This window comes from Cytobacillus kochii (assembly GCF_044790165.1).
GTDB lineage: Bacteria > Bacillota > Bacilli > Bacillales > Cytobacillaceae > Cytobacillus > Cytobacillus kochii.
This window is the reverse complement of the sequence record NZ_CP085254.1, coordinates 1,535,587-1,558,114: the sequence shown is the minus strand read 5'-3', so window position 1 is coordinate 1,558,114 and position 22,528 is coordinate 1,535,587. Positions and strand designations below refer to the sequence as shown.

Annotated in this window: 23 protein-coding genes and 2 riboswitches; all 23 genes read right to left on the bottom strand. The window is 36.9% G+C overall.

What is annotated here, in order from left to right:
- Nucleotides 1-769: 769 nt before the first annotated feature.
- Nucleotides 770-1,402 carry a CatA-like O-acetyltransferase gene (locus tag LG276_RS08295; protein ID WP_224937689.1) on the bottom strand — a complete coding sequence of 211 codons (633 nt, stop codon included), beginning with the start codon at nt 1,400-1,402 and terminating at the stop codon, nt 770-772.
- Nucleotides 1,403-1,554: 152 nt separating this feature from the next.
- Nucleotides 1,555-2,190, bottom strand: a complete 636-nt coding sequence (locus tag LG276_RS08290; RefSeq protein ID WP_251161305.1) for a pentapeptide repeat-containing protein — start codon at nt 2,188-2,190, stop codon at nt 1,555-1,557.
- A gap of 625 nt (nt 2,191-2,815) precedes the next feature.
- Complete coding sequence (gene isdG, locus LG276_RS08285; protein WP_289433299.1) at nt 2,816-3,151, bottom strand: heme oxygenase; 336 nt, start codon at nt 3,149-3,151, stop codon at nt 2,816-2,818.
- A 13-nt stretch (nt 3,152-3,164) separates the two neighbouring features.
- Nucleotides 3,165-3,929, bottom strand: a complete 765-nt coding sequence (locus LG276_RS08280; RefSeq protein ID WP_224937686.1) for an ABC transporter ATP-binding protein — start codon at nt 3,927-3,929, stop codon at nt 3,165-3,167.
- The gene (locus LG276_RS08275) at nt 3,926-4,870 is read right to left on the bottom strand and encodes an iron ABC transporter permease (RefSeq protein ID WP_289435146.1); all 945 of its coding nucleotides are present in this window, start codon (nt 4,868-4,870) and stop codon (nt 3,926-3,928) included. The genes LG276_RS08280 and LG276_RS08275 overlap by 4 nt, the downstream gene beginning before the upstream one ends.
- Nucleotides 4,871-4,928: 58 nt before the next feature.
- Nucleotides 4,929-5,858 (bottom strand): ABC transporter substrate-binding protein, encoded by a 930-nt coding sequence (locus tag LG276_RS08270; protein ID WP_224937685.1) that lies wholly within the window; start codon nt 5,856-5,858, stop codon nt 4,929-4,931.
- Nucleotides 5,859-5,864: 6 nt separating this feature from the next.
- Nucleotides 5,865-6,605 carry a class B sortase gene (gene srtB, locus LG276_RS08265; RefSeq protein ID WP_404294028.1) on the bottom strand — a complete coding sequence of 247 codons (741 nt, stop codon included), beginning with the start codon at nt 6,603-6,605 and terminating at the stop codon, nt 5,865-5,867.
- Nucleotides 6,606-6,607: 2 nt separating this feature from the next.
- Complete coding sequence (locus tag LG276_RS08260; protein WP_224937683.1) at nt 6,608-7,378, bottom strand: ABC transporter ATP-binding protein; 771 nt, start codon at nt 7,376-7,378, stop codon at nt 6,608-6,610.
- Nucleotides 7,368-8,351: an iron ABC transporter permease gene (locus tag LG276_RS08255; protein ID WP_095369883.1), complete on the bottom strand. Its 984-nt coding sequence runs from the start codon at nt 8,349-8,351 to the stop codon at nt 7,368-7,370. The genes LG276_RS08260 and LG276_RS08255 overlap by 11 nt, the downstream gene beginning before the upstream one ends.
- 13 nt (nt 8,352-8,364) lie before the next feature.
- Entirely contained in the window at nt 8,365-9,258 is an 894-nt protein-coding gene (isdE, locus tag LG276_RS08250) for a heme ABC transporter substrate-binding protein IsdE (protein ID WP_289433298.1), read from the bottom strand.
- A 60-nt stretch (nt 9,259-9,318) separates the two neighbouring features.
- Nucleotides 9,319-11,130: an NEAT domain-containing protein gene (locus LG276_RS08245; protein WP_404294025.1), complete on the bottom strand. Its 1,812-nt coding sequence runs from the start codon at nt 11,128-11,130 to the stop codon at nt 9,319-9,321.
- A 2-nt stretch (nt 11,131-11,132) separates the two neighbouring features.
- Nucleotides 11,133-11,759 carry an NEAT domain-containing protein gene (locus LG276_RS08240; protein ID WP_404294022.1) on the bottom strand — a complete coding sequence of 209 codons (627 nt, stop codon included), beginning with the start codon at nt 11,757-11,759 and terminating at the stop codon, nt 11,133-11,135.
- Nucleotides 11,760-12,465: 706 nt separating this feature from the next.
- The gene (locus tag LG276_RS08235; RefSeq protein ID WP_224937679.1) at nt 12,466-13,242 is read right to left on the bottom strand and encodes an enoyl-CoA hydratase-related protein; all 777 of its coding nucleotides are present in this window, start codon (nt 13,240-13,242) and stop codon (nt 12,466-12,468) included.
- 150 nt (nt 13,243-13,392) lie between these two features.
- Nucleotides 13,393-14,196 carry an alpha/beta fold hydrolase gene (locus LG276_RS08230; RefSeq protein WP_251161301.1) on the bottom strand — a complete coding sequence of 268 codons (804 nt, stop codon included), beginning with the start codon at nt 14,194-14,196 and terminating at the stop codon, nt 13,393-13,395.
- A 206-nt stretch (nt 14,197-14,402) separates the two neighbouring features.
- Nucleotides 14,403-14,951 carry an NADPH-dependent FMN reductase gene (ssuE, locus tag LG276_RS08225; protein WP_224937677.1) on the bottom strand — a complete coding sequence of 183 codons (549 nt, stop codon included), beginning with the start codon at nt 14,949-14,951 and terminating at the stop codon, nt 14,403-14,405.
- A 13-nt stretch (nt 14,952-14,964) separates the two neighbouring features.
- On the bottom strand, nt 14,965-16,341 hold the full coding sequence (locus LG276_RS08220) for an LLM class flavin-dependent oxidoreductase (RefSeq protein WP_224937676.1): 1,377 nt from the start codon (nt 16,339-16,341) through the stop codon (nt 14,965-14,967).
- A 13-nt stretch (nt 16,342-16,354) separates the two neighbouring features.
- Entirely contained in the window at nt 16,355-16,675 is a 321-nt protein-coding gene (locus LG276_RS08215; RefSeq protein ID WP_224937675.1) for a hypothetical protein, read from the bottom strand.
- 32 nt (nt 16,676-16,707) lie between these two features.
- Nucleotides 16,708-16,875 (bottom strand): YezD family protein, encoded by a 168-nt coding sequence (locus tag LG276_RS08210; RefSeq protein ID WP_095369892.1) that lies wholly within the window; start codon nt 16,873-16,875, stop codon nt 16,708-16,710.
- A 20-nt stretch (nt 16,876-16,895) separates the two neighbouring features.
- A complete protein-coding gene (locus LG276_RS08205; protein ID WP_157733748.1) occupies nt 16,896-17,045 on the bottom strand; it encodes a hypothetical protein in 150 nt (49 codons plus the stop codon).
- Nucleotides 17,038-17,826, bottom strand: coding sequence for an alpha/beta hydrolase (locus LG276_RS08200; RefSeq protein ID WP_404294017.1), 789 nt, complete (start codon nt 17,824-17,826; stop codon nt 17,038-17,040). Before LG276_RS08200 ends, LG276_RS08205 begins: the two co-directional genes overlap by 8 nt.
- A gap of 257 nt (nt 17,827-18,083) precedes the next feature.
- Nucleotides 18,084-18,186, bottom strand: a riboswitch (SAM riboswitch).
- Between the two features lie 84 nt (nt 18,187-18,270).
- The gene (locus LG276_RS08195) at nt 18,271-19,086 is read right to left on the bottom strand and encodes a MetQ/NlpA family ABC transporter substrate-binding protein (protein ID WP_404294014.1); all 816 of its coding nucleotides are present in this window, start codon (nt 19,084-19,086) and stop codon (nt 18,271-18,273) included.
- Nucleotides 19,087-19,103: 17 nt separating this feature from the next.
- Nucleotides 19,104-20,501, bottom strand: a complete 1,398-nt coding sequence (locus tag LG276_RS08190; protein WP_404294012.1) for an LLM class flavin-dependent oxidoreductase — start codon at nt 20,499-20,501, stop codon at nt 19,104-19,106.
- A gap of 159 nt (nt 20,502-20,660) precedes the next feature.
- A riboswitch (SAM riboswitch) is annotated at nt 20,661-20,773 on the bottom strand.
- Nucleotides 20,774-20,835: 62 nt separating this feature from the next.
- The gene (locus LG276_RS08185) at nt 20,836-22,395 is read right to left on the bottom strand and encodes a fatty acid--CoA ligase family protein (protein ID WP_404294010.1); all 1,560 of its coding nucleotides are present in this window, start codon (nt 22,393-22,395) and stop codon (nt 20,836-20,838) included.
- Between the last annotated feature and the right edge of the window lie 133 nt (nt 22,396-22,528).

Here is a 22,528-nt window from a genome sequence, read left to right as displayed (position 1 = left end):
TCGAAACTCTACTTCACCAGTATCTATCATTACAGTAGGTAAAGATAAAATACCTTCTACTCAAGATTCTTGTTGTTGGCATAGTCTCAATAGTGGCAAATGTGTTGTAGATGTTGGCTGCGTAAAATTATTTTAGGAGGTGCTATATGTCATACATCTTCCCTGGATTGTAGATAAAATGTCTATTCGGATATTTCATCTAGAGATTCTAATAAAATTCATAATGATATCTAATCCGGTAGATTGTATAATAAATCTTCTTTTTGTTAATAGCCCCCTAAAATGCCTAAAGCCACAATCAACATCTAATATTTTTATTGATCTAACTCATGTCCAATTAGCTTATATAGATATTCAAAGGTGATTGTTTGACTAAATTTACTATTCCAAAGTTAATCACGGTGTGTATCAGTACAGTAAGGTCTTAGTAAAAATAAATCCAGAATAAAAGTAACAAAAAAGATAAGATTAACAGACCTTCTCTTTTTTATATCCTTTCAACTATTATAATGTCACTCATCTCTAAAAGAGTATTTGCTTCCTCAAGTTCTACTTCAATTTTCTTTGTGAAATATTGATCGTTGTTTAATTTTCATAAAAAAGTTTGGTGATTTTCTAATGGTCATCTCCCATAATTGGGCCTCTATCGTTTTCTTTAAGTTTTTATGCGATTCTCCCCCATAGCCATCAAGCTAACAAAAATGAATATTTTAAAGTTTCTATTCTTAGAAACATTTTCAAAAAACGATTATAGTGAGAGCGCTAAAAGTTAACGGTTCATTTCACGTTGCAGTATATCAAAAAAAAGCGATACATGATAACCATCTACTGTTGCATGATGAACCTTAATATTCACCGGCAGTAGCAACTGTGAACCTACCTTTTCATACCTTCCAATAGTAATCATTGGTGTTAAATTATTTTTAATAGCTCCTGCGTGAGATGAAAAATGTTCAAAATGCATCCAAGGAATTGATGAAATGTTTACCACATTTGGTGGGACCTCTTCCATTGGTGCGATATCTGTTGTGTTTGCATAGTCTTTTATAAGCTTTTTGTACTCACAGTCAACTGATTTATAATCTGTTAATTCTTCCAACCATAAACTATAAAATAACTCTGTTTCTTGATTAAAGTTCGTAAACGTTGGCACTAATTCTTGCCATTCTACTAATTGCTGATTTTTGTGGGCATACCTCAAATTCGGAATCTTGTTAACCGATTTAGTCAAATTAAAAATGGAGTAAGCATAAAAACTTATAGATTCGTCTTTGCATTTTTCAACTGCTCGCGAAACATCAATTTTTACTGTCATTTCAAAGGTTGTGTCTGTCGCCATAAAATACTCATAATAATTTCTTCTTGGAAAACTTTCTAAATCAATGACTTGATAATTTGACATCTATTTCAACCTCTCATTTAAAATATTACTACATGTTGGCAAAAAGAAACTTTGCATAAATATCATCAAAATTTGTTTGCCTTTTATGATAAATAAAGCTTTCATAAGACATTTTGTGCCATTAAAATCAAATTACGAAGTTAAAGGGGACATTACTGTCGGATTTTTAGTCCTAATAACGAAGCGAATTGTATCGCTTGAGACGTTGATACTATACACCCTCTTAAGTTGTCTATTGAAACAGTTAAAGAATCAAAATCGGATGAGCTAATATCAATTCCTTTTAATGGTGTCTCATCAAAGTTTGCGCCATTAAGGTTGCATGACAGAAATTCTACTTTTTTAAGCTTACAGGCAAAAAGGTCAGCGTTTTTTAACGCAGCATTATCAAAAATCACCTTTTCAAGTTTTGAGTCACCGAACGTAACCATATTAAGAATTGATTCCATAAATCTTGTATTACCGATATAAGACTCTGTTAAGCTGCTGCCAAGTAACTTACAATTAAGAAACTCAACTCGATTCATGGAGGCATTACCCAGATTAGCATTGGATAAATCACAATTCTCAAAGCGTACATCAGTAAGATCAATTCGCCTAAAATCCGTATTTGTGAAATTACAATTCCTAATCACTGTTTTATATAGTCTCACTCGATCAAGTACTTCGTTGGCAAATTCTGAATCGGTAACCATACACATTTCAAATTCCGGATCTTCTTCGTAAAAAATATCTGTAAATCTCTTTTCAGTTAGATCTTCAGGGATCTTGGGTGTGTCAAGCTTCACTGTATACCTACCTACTTTCAAAAGAATAATTCATTTATAAGTTCTTTAGATACAAACTTAAGGGAACATACGTTCTTTTTCAAGACTTGACTTTTAAACATTTTCTGATACATAGGATAATCAATACGCATATCTTAAATGAAATTGTTTGTCCAAGAAATCCCCTTATTATAGTTAAATGGGACCTGAATTCAGAGTAGCTACATCAAGCATTAGACCCTTGTTAAAAGGAAGGTCCATAAGCCAACGATTGTTTCCCCTAATGAAGACATATATATTGAATTTAAACGCAAACTTACTCATCATCCTTTCACCATTGAATAATAGACTGATTATGAAATGGTAACCTCAAAGGATATGACAAAAGAGAAAATAACCTCACCATCCAGGTCGTGGACAAGTAAGATGGGCAAGAAAAAGAACAGCTCAAATAATGTACAATTTTTCTTATTATGATGTTTAAAGAAAACATCGTTTCTTTATGATGATACACCGATCGATTTCTAATCAGTTTGCCTCCCTTTAAACGCTTATTGTCTATATTCTATTGATTATTCCAACATTCAAAAAAAGACATCCCCAAATAGGATGTCTTTACACTCTGTTTGTAAGTAACCAAGTACAATTACCCGACAGAGCTTTCTGTCTCTATTCTTGGCTTGCGACGTAACTTTACTTGATAATAGGTCGTTTTGTTTTTAATAATAAATTCAGGGATTCCGCCTCTATGGGCATGGGCATCTTTAAATTCTCGACTTTTCATCCAGCCTTTAAAGCCTGTTGGATCTTCCCATCTTGTAACAATAGTTATTTCTTCATAGTCTTTCGTATTTTCCGTTAACATCACTTCTAAACCAACGAAGCCCGGCATCGTTTCTACCTTACCTTCTCGATTAAATCTCTCAACAAACATATCAGCATTTCCTGGTTGAAGGTGAACAGTATTTGTTACAATATACATCTCAGGTTCCCCCTTAAAATTGATTTGGTTTAATTAATGGCACTTTTCCATCAAATATTACATCAGCATCAAGTTTATATACTTTTTTAAGTAATTCTGCATTTAGGATATCCTTGGGGAGACCGGTTGCGACAATTTCCCCTCCTTGCAGAACTACCATTGAATCACAATACATCGCTGCATATTGGAGCTCATGAAGTACCATGACAATGGTCATTTTAAACTGTTGATTCAGTTCTTTTAGCAATGACATCAGTTCAATTTGGTGTCCGATATCCAAGTAAGTCGTCGGTTCATCCAAGAGCAAAATATTCGTTTTTTGAGCAAGTGCCATCGCAATGCGGACACGTTGCTGTTCTCCTCCCGATAATGTTTGCACAAGACGATCGCTCATATGAGTAATACCAGTTACCTTCATTGCCCAATCAATGATTTCATTGTCTTCTACGTTCTCACTTTTCATCATTTTTTGATAAGGTGTTCTTCCATATGCAACCATTTGTCGCACTGAGAACCCCGGCATCCCCTCCTTTAGTTGAACGAGCATAGCTAACTCTTTCGCTAAATTCTTTCTTGTATAGTTATTGATACTCTCATGATTTATAAGAATATCTCCTCGGTTAGCGGATATAAGTTTCGCTACCAATTTTAATAGTGTCGATTTACCCGATCCGTTCGGTCCGACAATCCCTGTAATTTGCCCTGTTGGAAATGTCAGATGGATATCTTTTAACTGAAAATTCCCTTGCTTATACGCGACTTGCTGCAAATCAATCATGCAGAAACCCTCCTCTTCCTCAATAAATAAAGAAAGAATGGTGCACCTATGCAAGCGAGCAATATGCCAACAGGTAATTCAATTGGGTCAAACAATGTTCTTGCTACAGTATCGGCAAAAGCTACTAAACTAGCTCCACCTAGGATTGAAAATGGTAAAAGATAGCGATAATCTTCACCAATAATTAATCGAATCATATGAGGTACGACTAGACCAACAAAACCAATTAACCCTCCAACACTGACAGCGGTTCCTGCTAAAAAAGAAGCCAGCAATATCATTTGTAATCTTGCCCACTCTACATTTTGACCAAGTAGTTTTATTGTTTCGTCACCCAAAAGCATAAGATTCGCTTTTTTAATAGCAAAAAAAGAAAGCAGTAGACCAATAACTGCATATGGCAACATGAATTCAAGATGATACCAACTGCGCCCATTCAAGCCACCAGAGAGCCACGAGAGAACAGCTTGCACGCGATCACTATAGATGACCATAACACCATTCATTAAAGCACCTAAAAGGGCATTCATTGCCACACCTGCCAGAATAATTTTCACTGGAGAAGCGCCTTTTTCCCATGCTAGTAAATAGATGAGTATCGTTGTTAGAAATGCGCCAATAAATGCACCTGCCGGCAATAAATAGCTGTAAGCAGGAAAAACGAGCATCGTTATGACAGCAAGTAAACCGCCACCAGCAGAAACACCAATAATCCCCGGGTCAGCCAATGGATTTTTCATCACACCTTGCAACAAAGCCCCCGAGGCAGCAAGACATGCGCCCACTAATAAAGCAACTAGTACCCTTGGTAAACGTAAATCGAATATAATCGTCTGATACATTTCCACCCCATTTCCTTGAAAAGCTTGGAGGATTTCAACTAACGGTATAGAAATGGCTCCGAAGGAAATACCTGCATAGACAGATAGTAGTGTAAGCATAATTAGGACCACGAAAGTCAACACGACTTTCTTATTTTTAACTACATTCAATGATGGTTCACTTCACTTTCAACTTCTCTGAGAGAAAACTGACTGCTTCCACAACCCTTGTGCCAGGATTTGTACCAAATAGGTCAGCCGGTAACACTTCAATTCTGCCGTTTTTCACAGCTTCAATAGAGTTCCAAGCTGCATTTTGTTGCATTTCTTTTATAAACCCATCCCTCACCTCTTCGGGATTCCCGTGGGTCATTAACATGACAAAGTCAGGATTCGCTTCAATAATTCTCTCCGTATTGATTTGTGCATATTGTGGGAAACTCTCTAACGCTTGATAATCTGCAGCAATATTCTCACCGCCTGCATGTGTTAGGATATCCCCACTTAAAGAATTCGGTAGAGCGGCCATATATGTTCCTGGCGCACCATAAACAAGTAAAACGCGAGCTGCAGTCGATGGCTGTTCTACCTCTTTTAACCTCGTTTCTAGATCTGACTTTACACTCTTCGCTTCTTCTTCTTTATTTAACATCGATCCATAAAGTGAAATTTGATTCATAATGTCTTCAATTGAATTTGCTTCCGTTAAAATTACCTCTGCTCCTAATGATTCCAATGAAGGTACATCTTTTTCATTCAACGTTCGATTGGCTAATATTACGTCAGGTTTCAGTAATGCTATTCTCTCTAAATTAACTTCATGTGTAGAGCCAATTTGTTGTTCTTCCTCGGCTTCTTTAATCCACGTATCGGCATTCGGTCTGCCAACTACCTTCTCTCCTAATGAATAAATAATATCGACATCACCATTACTTAATGCAGCTATTTTAGTCGGCTCCTCAACAAAACCAATTTCCCTACCAGCAAAATCTTCTATTGTATATAACGATTCTACTGAAGAGGAGACCGCATGTTCTGTATCTTGTACGCCACAGCCTACTAAACTAATGGATGTGCCAAGCAAAAATGCGCCTAACCATTTTCTCATCACTTTTTATCCCCTTTCTACTAACTTCGCATGGACAACTAGCCTTCCTTCTGTTCGATCTAAAGAGTAATCACAAGTTGAAAGGGTGACAATTCTATCATTTCCTGTTATTTGCACATCTGTCTCATGTACAGATTTTTCCTTTAACGAATGAATAAAGTCGCCATATTCTTTATCAGTTGAAAAATCTGTATCAATATAATAAAAATCAGTCTTCGTTTGATAAACAGAGAAAACTTCCAAATCATAGCCTTGATAAAGCGTATCGTAATAGATGACTTGGTGCTTATTAAAGAAAGATGAATCCAAATACTTCTTCAAACCAGCGAACATTGTACCATCCTTCATTCGATGTCCATATATGACCGTATTAAGATCCTCCTCATCGCTGATATTATTGCGATAATCCATGAAGATACTTCCAGCTCTAGTTTCTTCTCGCAAGTAATTTCTTGTTAAATAGTAGTCATTATCCCGTGTCTGTAATATCGGATAATCAATCGCTGTATCGTCAACCGTAATCCAGCCTATAATATCTTCATTTAATTCTTTTAATGGTTCAAACTGCCCTCTTAATCCTGTTGTTTGCGTATTTGGCTCATGTTCATCTGCCCGATAAATCTCTTGCACATTATTCATGTTTTGCCTGTTCTCATAATAGTCATAAAAAATGATAAAAAGTTGTGAACCAGCATAGAGGAAAACACCAATAGCCAAAAGGTTAACTAATGTTTTGAGCATTTTCATTGTCATGTTCCTAAAGGAACTAAATACAGTCCCGTACGAATATTATGCTCTACACAAACATCTACGCCATATATATCTTTAATTAAGGATTCGTTGACGATTTCTTGGGGCAGACCAGATGCAACAATTTCACCATCACACATGACAATAAGCTGATCAGAATAGCGTACTGCCTGATTAATATCATGAAGAACCATCACAATCGTTAAACCGTATTCTCGGTTAAGTAATTGAATCAGCTCTAATAATTCCAACTGATAATACATATCCAAATACGTTGTTGGTTCATCAAGGAAAAGCATTTTTGTTTTCTGCGCTAACGCCATCGCTATCCAAACTCTTTGCCGTTCCCCGCCAGATAATTGATTCAACGGCCGTTCTCGTTTGTCTTCAAGCTTGGTTAATGAAATTGCCCAATCGATGACTTCCTCATCCTCTAAGGACAACTTTTGAAAGGCTCGCTTATATGGTAATCTACCAAAAGCAATGAGCTTCTCTACTGTTAAATCTATCGGCGCTTCATTTTGCTGGTAGACTGTTCCTACTAACTTTGCAAACTCCTTTGGTTTAAAGGTGTGTATTTGTTTGCCATCGATCATTATCGATCCGGATGTCGATTTTTCATCTCTTGCTAATAAAGATAATAGCGTTGATTTACCGGAACCGTTAGGCCCAATAATGGTAGATATTTTCCCTGCTGGAAAAACCCCAGTATTGTCTTTTAATATTTGTTTTTCTTTATCGTATGAAAATTGAATGGATTTAAATTCCATAAACTTTATCACTCTTTCTTAATAGAAATATTAAGAACGGCCCACCGATGACAGCCATAATCGTCGAAGCTGGTATCTCTAGTGGAGCGATTAGCGTACGACCTAGTGTATCAGCCGTCAAAATTAATAATGCACCTGCAATAGCAGAAAATGGGATTAATCTTTTATGGTCCGTACCGATTAATTGCCTAGCAATATGAGGAACGAGTAAGCCAACAAATACAATGACTCCGGCAACAGACGTTGCAACTGCAGCTAAAAGTACAGCGATGGCTGATATCATTATTCTTGAGACATTGACATTCATACCTAAATTCTTAGCCTTTTTATCTTGCAATGCCAATAGATTACACCATGGGCTGACTAAGAATGCTAGCACGAGACCAAGAATGCCATACATGACAATGATTTCAACCTCTGCCCATGTTTTCATTGTTAACGTAGAGCTATTAGATGGACCGAGTGCGATATTGAAATAACTGCAGATCATTAAGAGTGCTTCTCTTAAACCTGTAAACATTGCGCTAACAGCAATACCCGTTAAAATAATACGTAAAGGACTTAATCCTGATTTCCAGCTCATAGAATAAACGAGAAAACAAGCGATACTTCCCCCAATGAAAGCAAATAACGGCCCACTTATATATAAGCCCGGAAGAAACAACATACCAAACAAAGAAAAGAAGCTCGCCCCGGCCGAAATCCCGATGACCCCTGCATCAGCTAATGGATTCCTCATCACTGATTGAAACAGCACACCCGCTACTGATAGGGCCGCACCAGCAAACATTGCAACGATAATGCGGGGATAGCGTAAATCGCGAATGACAGCTACTTCCTCATTTCCTCCATAAAACAGGTCCATTATTAATTCTTTGATCGTGACAGATACACTTCCACTTAAAACAGAAAAGCCCGTCACTACTAACAAAAGAATGGTCACGATTACAAAATAGAAATTTTTTTTATTCATAAGCTTCTTCCTTTTAATCTACGTATAGTATGTCTACAAGCTCATCAAGTGCGTTTGTTACATTCAAATTAGCGGTTGTGGCAAATAAAGGTTCCCTCAGATCGTATACGCGATTATTTTTAACTGCATTAAAATGTTGCCAAATATTATTGACTTTGAACTCACTATTAAACATTTCAACTACTTCATCAGGCATCCCATGTGATAATCGCAAAATGACATCAGCATCTGCTTCATGTAAATACTCTGTATTTGCTGATATATATTCTTCGTTAAAGCCCGTAATCGCGTTCTCACCACCAGCAACCTTCACTAAATTACCTACATAAGAGTTTTCTGTTGCCACTAAATAGCTACCAGGAATCCCGAGTAAGATTAGTACTTTTGGAGATTGATATTGTGTGGTTTTTTCTTGTATCTCTTCAATTTTACTTTCAATGTTTTGAGATAGAGCTTCTGCTTGAGCTTCACGATGATATGTACCTCCTAATTCCTTGATTGTTGTGATCATACTTTCTACACTTTGAAAGTTGAGGAAATCTGTTTCAATTCCTGCATTTACAAACGAGTCCTTCAAGTCATATTCTAATGTAGTCACAGATAACACTTTATCGGCGTTTAATGTTTTAATGACCTCCATATCAGGCTTCATAGGATTTCCAACCTCGACAACATCTTGATATCGTTCAGGTAGTGGAAATGAAGTGGTAGGTATACCGACTAAATCCAGCTCCAGTTCGTTCATCACTTCTGCTATAGCAGTAGTTGTTGCAACAATTCTTACTTTTTCCTCTTCTGTTTGACCTTCATCTTTCGCTTCCTTCTCTTCACCTGCAGTCTGTCCGCCTGCACACCCAGCAATGAAAAATAATAGCATGATGCAAAATGTTAGTTGAATTCTTTTCATAAGAAACCTCCAAATGGGACTGCTGTTCAAAATGCGAACAGCAGTTTATTACTAAATTCCTTACATACCCATTCCTTTTAATCTGTATTTTCTAAATAAATAGAATCCAGACAAAAGAAGTAATGCTGCATAAATGCCTACTTGAAGATAATTTAATGAATCACCTGTTTTTACATTGGTTACATTTTTTTGATTATCTTTTGGTTGTTCTTGATTATCATTACGGTCAAATGGCAAATGACTATCATTGTTATTTCCACTTCCGCTACCCTTATCTTCCCCAGGAGTGATTGGAGGGGGTGTTTGACCATTACCATCATCGTCAATTTCGACATCCAAGCTCGATACATCTAACACAAATCGAACAGGATAAAGATGTGGGGCACCAATGGCTTCGATAGCAGCTACATATGTTTCTTGGATTGCTTCGATATCAACTGATAGTACACGTTCTCCTGCCTCTTCGTCTCTACTTATTTCTTCTAAAGCAACGGTTTCACCAGCAATATCAAATTCGATTGTCCCTAACGTATCAAGCCCCGTCACTTGTGTAAATTGCAGGGAATACTCACCGTCATTTACAGTTAATAAAGCCTCATCCGCAAAATACTTCGCAAATGCAGATTCCGTATCAGAATCTACACCAAGAATAGATAATGGTAATGGATACTCACCATCTGCTAACACATCATCATTTGGTGCTGGCTCATTATCACCTGGTTCCTCTGTGCCTGGTTCTTCAGTTCCCGGATTCTCTCCTCCAGGTTCTTCAGTTCCTGGATTTTCAATTCCAATCGGCTGGATGCTGTCTACATCATACTCAAGTGCTACATCATGAGTACTACCATAAGACATAACCATACGTAAATTAGTCAATTGGTTCACATCTGCTATTTGGAATTTAACTAGTTTTGTTTGTTCTGCAGCGTTCTCACTTACTACTTCTACATCTTCAAAAACATCATTTAATTCTGATTGAAGATTAGTAATTACATGACTTGCCCCTAAGTTGAAAGAAATATAAGGAACACCATTTGCAATCGTTAACGTCGCTGGGCTTTGGAAAAATCCTGCCCAATTTGCAGGTGCTGGTTGCCCATCATATAACACTTGATAATTGATTGTATATTGACCATCTGCTAACTCTTCATTTCCTGGCTCTTCAGTTCCCGGTTCTTCTGTGCCTGGCTCCTCAGTTCCCGGCTCTTCTGTGCCTGGCTCCTCAGTTCCCGGCTCTTCTGTGCCTGGCTCCTCAGTTCCCGGCTCTTCCGTGCCTGGCTCTTCAGTTCCCGGCTCTTCTGTGCCTGGCTCCTCAGTTCCCGGCTCTTCTGTGCCTGGCTCCTCAGTTCCCGGTTCTTCTGTGCCTGGCTCCTCAGTTCCCGGTTCTTCTGTGCCTGGCTCTTCTGGTATTGGTTCATCAGGTTGATCTAATTCAACTGTTGTAATCGAATTTTCATCAAAAGAAAGTTGAATAGTATGGGTTCCGTAAGACATGAATAATTTCACATTTGTTGACTGATCCAGTCCATCAACAGGAAATTGATATACTCTTGAAGCCTGGTCTTCACTTACAACTTGGGCATCTTGATAGGTACCATTGGACTCTGTTTGTATCTTTTGCATTACTTGGTTGGCACCATTAATTTTTATTGTGATGCTTAATGCTCCATCTTTTGCTGTTAATGATGCAGGATTTTCAAAAAAACTATTCCAGCTTGCATTAGGCTGACCATTATATAGAATTTGATAATTAATGGTATACTTCCCATTTGCTAAATCTTGCGCAGCATTTACTTTTATTGGTGAGGCATTTTGTAAAACAGCTAAAGCAAGTACAAATAGTGCAACTGTTACTCTTAATATGCGTTTCATATTTAACCCCTTTTCATTTGTTTTTGATAAGTGAATAAAATAAATAAAGCTGCACCGATAGCTAGTAGAACATAAAGTTGAACATTGTCTCCTGTCTCTGGATTAGCTACAACTTCTTGTTCTTGATTCTGGCCGCTGGTATTATTATCTTCTTCACCACCAGATGAAGCAGGTGCTGTTTCTTGATTATTCGTTGCCGCCTCAATTAACTTTGCATTCGCTTCATCAAAAGACAGTCTAATAGAATACCAGTGATCATAAGAGGCATCTGCAACGACATGAATTTTTGCATTTACAGGTTGAGAAATACTATTTACTGTAAACTGAACTGTTTCATTTTCACCGCTAGTTGATAGCACAGATACATTTTTTGAGTCAACTTGGAAATCTTTAATCATGCTGCTCGTTGTTGTTAATTGGACCGTTATATTGCCACCTTCTACTTTTACTTTTGCTGGCTTTGCAAAATACCCATCTGCCATGGATGCTGAGCCACTATCTGGTTTAATAACTGAGTACGACACAGAATATGTACCATCAGTTAGTGCAGCTGACGTATGTAGGGCTGGAGTAATGGCTAAAAATACAATTACTGATAAAAGTAGAGCCGAAAACTTTTTGACTAACAAGTATATACCCTCCTCTATATAATTGATTATCATTCTCAATTATATTGAAATAAAAAAACTTATCTTCACCCTTATACAATAAGCCATAGGAATTTAATTGATTATCATTCTCAATGTTATACAAAAAAAATAATATGCCTCCTTCCCCTTTATGGACTAGGTAATTAGGATGATGACCGTTACAACGTAATTGTAGTTGATAATGATTATCATAGTCAATTGTTTTTTTCGCAAATATTTAACATTTTTTTCACTTCTTTCGTTCAACACCAAATATTGGTCTGTATTTTGGTCGAATGTATACTACCCTACTTTGTCAAGCAGCACATTACTATCTACTTGATTTCTAAGCTAAGATACTCACCTTCCATAGATAGTGAGTAACTTATTTGTGACTTTCCCTTATCCTTCTTAATCATCCTATTTTCTTAGATTTATTTCCTATTCCGGATCTAAGCGATACGCATGATTTTGCCCAGCTCTCATTTCCATCGTATTCCTGAGTGATGCGCCAAAATGACTATGGCTCACCTTACAACAAAGATAACAAAATGAAGATATTGTTTTATATGGTGTATGCTAGGTTCTCCTGTTTCTATGTCTGGTACTGAAGTAAATATATTTAGTTTTTTCAGCCGCTATTATCTCCACAAAAAACCCTTTAACAACTAATGAATAAATAGTGGTTAAAGGGTTTTTAAAACAGTTAGTTTCCTTGGAAATTCGGCTTTCTTTTCTCTGCAAAGGCTTGTAATGCTTCTACTCTGTCTTTTGTAGGCAGTAACACTTCATAAGCTTTTCTTTCTATATGTAATCCTGTATGTAAGTCAGTATTCATTCCTTGTTTTACAGCAAACTTTGCTTGTTTAAGTGCGATTGGGCCGTTATTAAGCATTTTACTCGCAAATTGTATGACTGTATCGAACAATGTATCTTCATTGCATACCTCATTTACGATACCGTATTGCTCTGCTTCTATGGCTGATAATCTCTTCGCTGTGAGTATTAATTCCATTGCTTTTGCTTCACCAATTAAGCGAGGAAGCCTTTGCGTCCCTCCCGCTCCAGGAATAATAGCTAGACCTGTTTCAGTTAAGCCTACCTTAGCTACATCCGCCGCAAATCTAAAATCACAACATAGAGCAAGCTCTAAACCGCCACCAAACGCAAAACCATTAATAGCTGCAATCGTCGGCTGAGGCAACTCTGCAATCATATTAAAAACGTCCCCCATTTTATATAGGTTTCGCCTTACTTCCTCATCGGTAAGATTTCTTCTTTCTTTTAGGTCTGCACCAACACTAAATGCACGATTGCCTGTCCCAGTTAAAATAACTACTCTCACCTCTGGGTTTGCTCGAACATTTTCTACTTGCTGTTGTAGCTCAATTAATGTTTCATAATTAAATGCGTTTAACGCATCAGGACGATTTAATTTTATTGTAGCAATATAATCGTTGATATCTAATTGAATGTGTTCCATACTCTAGCTCCTTTACATATATAAAATATTCATAACAATATTCGCCACTAAATCATGAAAACCCTTTCAAATATAAAACAAAGCCATTCACCTATAAAAAATTCAAAAGAAAAACTAGCCTTCCTTATGAAGAAAAGCTAGTTACCTTCTTTATAAACCTTTAATATAGTTATCTACGACTTTGTTAAAAACATCAGCTTCCTCTAGAAAAGGACAATGACAACTTTCCTCAAATATATGCAGCTTTGCATTCGGTAAAGCATTTAAAAGATGCTTGCCTGCCGCTACTGGGATCAACTTTTCTTCTTTACCAAAGCATAGAAGTGTGGGAATGTCGTAATCGGGTAGAGAGCTGCGATAATCAACGACTGATTGATCAAACAGAATAGCACTTGCAACGGAAGCAGGTAATCTTGTCGTTTCTTCAAGCATCCAATCTAGCTCGCTTTGACTTAATTCTTTTTTAAACATTAGTGGAATGAATCCTTTTAAAAAGGCTTTTTGGTCTCTTTGCACTTCTCTCATAAAACTAGTTAAAGTCTCCATATCAAAGGCGCCTATTGAGAAATCAGGCCATTTAAAATCGGAGGCAAGTTCATCTACAATAACTGTCGATTTAATATGTTTATCACCAAATAACTTTAAGTACTCCCATATGACAAATGCTCCCATCGACCAGCCAATAAGGGTCACATTCTCTAGTTTTAAATTTGTGATAAATTGTCTAATATCTTCGGCATACTGTGCAATGGTATGGCCATGATGGACTTTTTCTGATTGACCATGTCCTCGTAAATCTGGTATTAGCACACGATAATCAGTCTTAAAGTATTCTATCTGCTTTTCAAAGAATCGACCACTCATCCATACACCATGAATAAAAATGACCGGTTCACCATTACCTACATCTTCAAAATAAATACTTGTACCGTCACTTAATTTCATTATTGTCACATCATCAACCCCCATTTAAAAAATTCAATGATAATATAATCTATGCCTCAATCCTTAAAAGTAGTGGCAAAACCAATAGCTAAAATTTATCTTCTCGGAGCAATTTGCAACTCTACATTTAGAAAAAACATTGTATCTCATAGTTTTTTCAAACAATTAAAGGAGCCGAACAAACAGGAGTTGTTCGGCAAAAAATATATTTTCACTTATTTTAGTTGTAATTCCTTCATAGACAATAAAGAATGCAGACGATTTAATTCTTTATCTAATCTTTCCTTTACATGATTTTCGACAAAAAAACGATGATCTTCTGTTCTTTCAATCTCTTTATCTAAAACATATACACCCTGAAGGACTGTTTCTGCTCCTAAACTGGATATAACTGGTTTCAATGCATAATCAATCATAAGTAAATGTCCAAATGAGCCCCCTATCACAAGCGGTAATACAGATTTATCAACGAAGCCTTTTTGAGGTAATAAATCCAAATAAGCTTTTAGTACACCTGTATAAGACGCTTTAAATACAGGTGTTAATATAATTACAGCATCTGATTTTTCTACTTTTTCATTCGCTGCGATAATTGCCGGGCTATCAAATTTGGCATGAATTAAATCTTCAGCAGGTAACTCCCTTACTGTAATTTGCTCATATGACACGTCCTTTTTGTTTAAAAAGGCAATCGCTTCTTGCTCTAATCCGTTTAAACGGGAATTGTTTGATGTGCTTCCCGATATGATTACAACATTTGTCATCTTCAGACGCCTCCTATTTTGTAACTGTCAACTTACTAAATTTTTTACCATAATGATGCTCTGGCAAATGGTCATACCCAAATAAATTCTTTCTTAGGGTACCTTCTTCATACTCTCTTCTTACGAGCCCCCTATCTTGTAGGATTGGAATGACATGCTCAACGAACTCTTCGAATGTACCTGGAGTGACAGCATATGCAACGTTAAACCCGTCAACTCCTGTCTCTTCTTTCCATCCTTCTAATTGATCAGCAACAGAGTGTGCTGTACCAACAGCCACTTGACCCATCCCGCCGACACCAACAAATTTGGCAATGTCATCGACCGTCCAACTCTTTGTAGAATCAATATTCGTAAATGTTTCAACGATTGACTGAATGGCATCATTTTTAACGTACTCGATTGGTTGATTTGCTTTATACTCTGAGAAGTCGATACCACTCCACCCCCCAAATAACGCTAATGATCCTTCATAACTTGCATGGTTTTGATAGTCTTCATACTTCGCTCTAGCATCTTCCTCTGTTTCACCGATAATAGGCGTGACGAGAGAAAGGATTTTTACTTCACTAGGGTCTCTCCCTTCCGCTCTTACTGCTTCCCTAATTTTATCGACTATTACTTTACCGGCTTCTTTTGTCGGCACACTTATAAAGACCAACTCTGCGTGTTTAGCAGCAAACTTTCTCCCCCTTGTAGATGCACCCGCTTGAAAAATAACCGGTGTCCTTTGTGGAGAAGGTTCACATAGATGTGCCCCTGGCACCCTGAAATACTTCCCTTCATGGTTAATATCGTGAACTTTACTTGGATCTGTATAGAGCCCTTTTTCCTTGTCTAAAACCACTGCGTCGTCTTCCCAGCTTTGTTCCCACAGTTTATATGTAACATCTAAATATTCATCAGCTATCTCATAACGTTCATCATGACTGATTTGTTGATCTAGTCCTATATTTAGTGCAGCACTATTTAAATAAGAAGTGACAATATTCCAACCTATTCTTCCTTTTGTTAAATGATCGAGCGTGGATATCCTCCTTGCAAATACATATGGATGTTCAAAACTAGTTGAAACCGTTAGACCAAACCCTAAATGATTTGTTACTTGCGCCATTATAGGGACAACGAAAGCAGGATCATTAACTGGCACTTGTACCCCTTGTTTAACCGCCGCTTCTCTTGAATTTTGATAAACATCATATGTACCAAGCACATCTGCCAGGAAAATGGCATCAAAACGTCCCTTTTCAAGTACTTGAGCCAAATGTGTCCAATATGATATGTCTTTATAAGTAGAAGATTGATCATCCTTATGTGTCCATAATCCTGGTGATTGATGCCCAGCGCAGTTCATATCAAAAGCATTGAGGTACATTCTTTTCGCCGTCATTTTTAATTCTCCTTTAGTGATCATATTTTATAAAAAAATCATCAAGTGCTTTACTTAAACCACCTTTTCCAAATATAATTCTCGTTTTATTGTTTCGATTTTCAATTTGATTCGAGGCAAAATCTAAAAACGCGATGACGAACAGTCTTCTAACAATTATTGAATGCAACCCTTTTTCATAAAGTGATTGTTCAACCGTATGGAAGATTCCTTTATTAATATTAAAAGATTGACAACACCATCTAATAAAGTGAAAGTCAGGAAGATTCAAATACATGCAGCCTGATAGGTTTTTAGCTACATTGGGTGCTCGATGACTAATTGTTGACTGCATGTAACTCACTCCTTTTCAATTGTTTCATTCCATCATTTTTTATTTTGTTGTTTCTTTTTCAAAGCAAATCGTTTCTTCTCGGTAATGTCAATTTGGGTAATATCTCCTTCGTGTACAGTAATGGTGACACAACCATATTCGAGTTCCTTTAATGTTGTGAGAATGGTATGAATTTTATCTTGATCAATGTGTTTTTCCATAAAATTCTCCTTTATGGGACTTATTTTAGTCTTTTTACAAGCTCCTCTATTTCTGTAAGTGTTAACTGTTCTAATTCATGTCGCTTGAACTTTATTTCATCTATAGTAAGCATAAGGTTGATTAAGGTTTGTTTTCTCTTTGCTATCGCTTTTTGTAAAAACTTAGCCAACCTCTTTTCCCCCCCACTCAGTGTTCCTTTTTTCTTCATTTATCGTATTTAGAAATTCTGTTGTATCCTGAATAATTTTGGACTGATCATAATCCATGGATGCTACATGGTATGAGTTGTAGAGGACCCGAAGCCATTTATGATCTGTTTGAATTTCTATAAAAATACGATCTGTATTCTCTGGAGGTACAACATGATCATGGATAGACTTAAAGCATAATATTGGGCAATGAATTTGAGATAAACTTTTTCCTGCGTCACTCATTACCTTTTGTAAAGAGTGAACTGCTTTTACTGGAATATGATCGTAAGTAATTTCATGTATAGTCGGATTTTTGATATCTGGGCTACCTTCGTCAATATAGTGTTTCTCATCGTAATATCTTAAATACTCGTAATCTGGTAATGTCAGTGCAGTATTAATTAGGATCAATCCGTCCAGCTCTCCATATTTCTTAGCTAACAACAGCGCTAATGCACCGCCCATAGATTGACCTAAACAATAGACTTGTTTGCATGTCTCCTTTAATTGTTTATAAGCTGTAACGACATCATTGAACCAATCATCATAACCATATAACTCTAAATCTCTGCTTTTTGTTCCATGTCCTGTTAGCCTTGGGGCATGAACAGTAAAACCCCTATTTGCAAGTTCCGCACCCAAGTCCTCAATGCTCTGTGGTGTTCCAACAAAGCCATGAATGAGGAGAATACCAATGTCTCCACCTTCATAATAAAAAGAATCCGCACCTGGTATAACTGTTGATTCTACTCTTTTCATTTTTTCGTCCTCCTTTATATCGCAACATTTTGGTGGACAATGGTTGACTACCATTGCCGATTTTTCCCATTGATGTAAATCTAGCTGCACTACTGCCTTTGGAGGTCCAATCAGCAACTATAATTCCAACTTAACTAATAGGTTTAATCAGTTTAAAAACAGCATTTGTATAGAGGAGATCATCCCTTGGTGATTAAATCATGCAAAATAAAAAACCTCTTCCGACAAGAAGAGGTTAAAGTTCCGTTCTTTATCTCTCCTTATCTTTCAAGCTACAGCTTGCTGGAATTGGCACAGTGCAATAAATTGCCTGTTGCCGAGGCTTCAAAGGGCCAGTCCCTCCACCTCTCTGGATAAGAAAAATCATATTAAATTTTATATCATTTACTCTATAATATTTATCAATATTTGTCAATTATTTTTTAAAAAATTAAGATGATTTACTCATTCGCCCATCCATTCTGGCTTATGAAAACCTTTAAAGTTTTCTTCAATTACTTTTGCAAATTCCTCCGACTCTATGGCTTCAATAATATCCTTTGCCATTTGGGCGTCTTTATCTTCTTTACGTACAACCATTCTATTTTGGATTTCCTCAGGAATTTGATCACGATAAATGGCTGTTGTTAAATCTAATCCTGCAGCAACCGCAAAGTTACCATTAACAGCAGCAAGATCAACTGATTCAAGAGACCTTGGCAGTTGGGCTGCATCTACTTCATGGAATTTCAAATTTTTCGGGTTAGATAATACATCATTAACTGTTGCATTGACTGGGTTTATATCATCTTTCAATTCTATTAAACCAGCATCACGCGCAACTGTTAATCCTCTCGCTAAATTTGTAGGATCATTAGCAATGGCCATCGTGCTGCCATCTTTCACTTCTTCAAGGGAGTTGAATTTTTCTGAATATATACCAATTGGAGCTGTAGGAACAGAAATAATATCTACTAGATCCATCCCTTTTTCAGAGTTAAAATTCTCTAAGTACACTTTATGTTGAAATAAATTACCATCCAAATCTCCACTATCTAAAGCAATATTCGGTTGAACATAATCATTAAATTCCTTTACTTCTACTTTGTACCCTTTTTCCTCAAGTAGTGGTGCTACACCTTGCTCAAGCATATCACTATAAGGAACTGTCGCCCCTAATACCATCTCTTTCTTTTCTTCGCCGGATGAACCTGATGCCCCACATGCACTTAAAACAGTGCAACAAATCAGTACAAAAAATAGTAACCAAACTTTTCTCATACCCTTCACCTCTTATTTTAATTGTTTATTTTTTCGCCTTTACGAAATTTACTTCCTGGATGACCACTCGGTAAAAGAGGCGAGCCGTGAGTAAAAAGCTTTTCTCTTAACGTACCCTGTTTGTATTCCTTTTTATATAAACCACGTTCTTGTAGAATCGGAATAACAAGCTCAATAAAATCTTCCAAATCTGCTGGCGTTACTAAATGATTTAAATTAAAACCATCGACCCCAGAGGCTTCAAACTGATATTGAATTTGGTCTGCTACTTCTGATGGATTGCCGACAATTATGTTGTCTCTATCTAATCCTTCTAATTTTGAAATCGCTTCTTTAATCGATAGTTTTTTCTTCGCATCTTTCGTTAATGAAGCAGCTTTATAATGCCCATGCTCTGTAGCTTTAAATTCAAATGGGTTATCTAACTCATCCTTTGTAAATTCCGCAACATTATAACCGCTTGCGCCCCCAAACTGTGCTTTCGCTGCATCTGCACTCCATAATTGGTTGTATTCAGCAAATTTCTCTTCCGCTTCTTCAGTTGTCTTACCTACAATGACTGTTAGGAAAGTGAATATTTTAATATCTTCCGGGTTTCTGCCATATTCAGCCGCTTGTTTTCGAATATCCTCTGTATAATGTCTTACTCTTTCAGGAGTTGGCCCACCTACAAATACACATTCTGCATGTTTTGCTGCAAAAGCACGACCTTTAGGAGAAGTCCCTGCTTGATATAAAACAGGTGTTCTTTGTTGTGAAGGTTCTGTTAAATGCGGTCCTTCGACTTCAAAATATTCTCCCTTATGGTGAATTTCATGGATTTTCTTACGGTCGATTAATAGCCCTTGTTCTGTATCTTCTATCACCGCTCCATCTTCCCAGCTTGATTCCCACAGTTTATAAACGACATCCATATATTCATCGGCAATTTCATAACGCTTATCGTGTTTGATCATATCTTTGAAACCAAAATTTCTTGCTGCATTAGGAAGATAGGAAGTAACGATGTTCCATGCCACTCTTCCTTTTGTCAAATGATCTAATGTGGAAAATCGTCTTGCCTGCCCAAAAGGTGGCTCATATGTTGTACTCACCGTTAATGCAAATGACAGATGCTCTGTCACTGCAGCCATAGCAGGGATGACAAACGCCCCATCATTAACAGGAAACTGTAATCCATCATTAATTGAAGGTTCTTTGCTTTCTTTATACGTATCATAAACACCTAATACATCCGCAAAAAAGACAGCATCGAATTTTCCCTTCTCGAGTGTTTTGGCTAATTCCATCCAATAATTAATATCTTTATAGGCACGATGTCGTTTGGAATCTTTATGCTTCCATAGCCCATGAGAATTGTGCATTGCACTTGTCATTTCAAATGCATTCAATATCATTTGTTTTTTATAACTCATACTGCCATTACCTCCTCTAACGCTTCTACAAAAGAAGCATAATAATGTATTTATCAATTGTGCTAAGAATGTTTATCGCTTTTGGTGGTCCAATCAGCCATAAAAAAACCTCTTCCTAAAAAGGAAGAGGTAACGTACGCTCATAAATATTTCATTCTCTTCCTATCTTTCAAGCTAAAATACTAGCTTGCTGGAATTGGCACAGTACTTTCGATGCTAAGTCTGTTGCCGAGGCTTCGTAGGGCCAGTCCCTCCACCTCTCTAGATAGTGGTTATTTAATTGATATAGTAACTCTAAAATATTTAGAATCTTTTGTCAACATGTTTTTTTAACTTATGCTTCTTGATTTTCTAAGACCTTTTTCTTTAGAGCACGACGCAGTATCTTTCCTGTTGTATTCTTCGGCAATTCTTCTAAAAATTCTATAGAGGAAGGGATTTTGTATTTAGCTAACTTTTCTTTACAATAGGCCAATAAATGTGCCTCCGTTAAATTTTCAGTTTTAGGTACAATATAGGCTAAAACTTTTTCTCCTGTATTCTGATCAGGTACACCTAAAACAGCCGCTTCAACAATGTCAGGATGGTCATAAAAAACCTCTTCTACTTCCCTTGGATACACATTATAGCCGCCAACAATTATCATATCTTTCTTACGGTCAACAATGTAGAAGTATCCTTCTTCGTCCTTCTTAGCTAGGTCACCTGTATATAACCAACCTTCCTTTAAACAGGCAGCTGTTTCTTCAGGCATTTTGTAATATCCTTTCATAACGTTAGGGCCTTTCACAACAAGCTCCCCTACTTCACCTACAGCGACCTCTTCTCCCAATTCATTAACTACTTTATTTTCAACATGAATAATAGATGTGCCAATCGACCCCGGTTTCCGTGGACGATCTAGTGGGTTAAAGCATGTGACCGGAGAAGCTTCTGATAACCCATAGCCTTCAGAAATAACCACATTGAATTTTTTCTCGAAATTTTCTAACAATGCAACAGGTAGTGAAGCACCTCCAGAAATACATAATCTCATAGATTGGAAGACATCAGGGTTGCCTTCAGGATATTGATAAAGAAAATTATACATTGTAGGAACGCCGGCAAAAACAGTTGGCTTGTATTTTTCCGCTAAACGGAAAATTTCTTTCGGACTAAATTTAGGGTCTATTAAGATCGTTGCTCCACTTATAAGAGGTGCATTCAAAGCAACCGTTAAGCAAAACACGTGAAACATAGGTAAGGTTGTAATCACCGTGTCACGTTCATTAATTTGCAAATAGTCCGCGACATCACTCGCATTACTAAACAGGTTACGATGAGTTAACATGGCTCCTTTAGGTTTGCCTGTTGTTCCTGATGTATAGAGTATAATCGCGACATCATCGGGTGTCACATCTGCATCAGCAAATGTTACATCCCCATTGGAAACAAGCTCTGAAAACGATTTCAATTTAGGAAATACCGACTTATCTCCCAGAGCTGGAAGTCCACTTGTTTGACCGGTTTCGCAGACAATATAATGCTTAATATCGGTTAATAAATGATGCATTTTTTCTGCTAATGGTAATAATTGCTCAAGCATAATCACCGCTTTTACATCGCCATCTTTTAAAATATAGCCAATTTCTTCAGGCGTATAGATAGGGTTTATCGGTATTACCTTTGCCCCTAGCTTTAACGCACCATATAAACTAATAACAAAATGCGGCGAATTACCAAGTAGCAAGGCAATATGATCGCCTTCCTTTATACCTAATGACGAAAGTCCTGATGCAAACCTTGTTACTTGTTCATCGAGCTCAGCGTATGTACTTGCTTGATCCATAAAATAATACGCATTTTTTTCCCCATTTTCTAAGGCAATCTTGTGAAGCTGACTTGTTAAATTCAAGTTTCTCCCTCTTTTCTGAATGAATAGTCATTCATTTTTATAATATAAATTTTCTAAATTTATTATATTAAAAGAAATTTCAGGATTCAAGTAGTCTACTAAGATCTACACTATTTTTTTCTTTATTAATAAA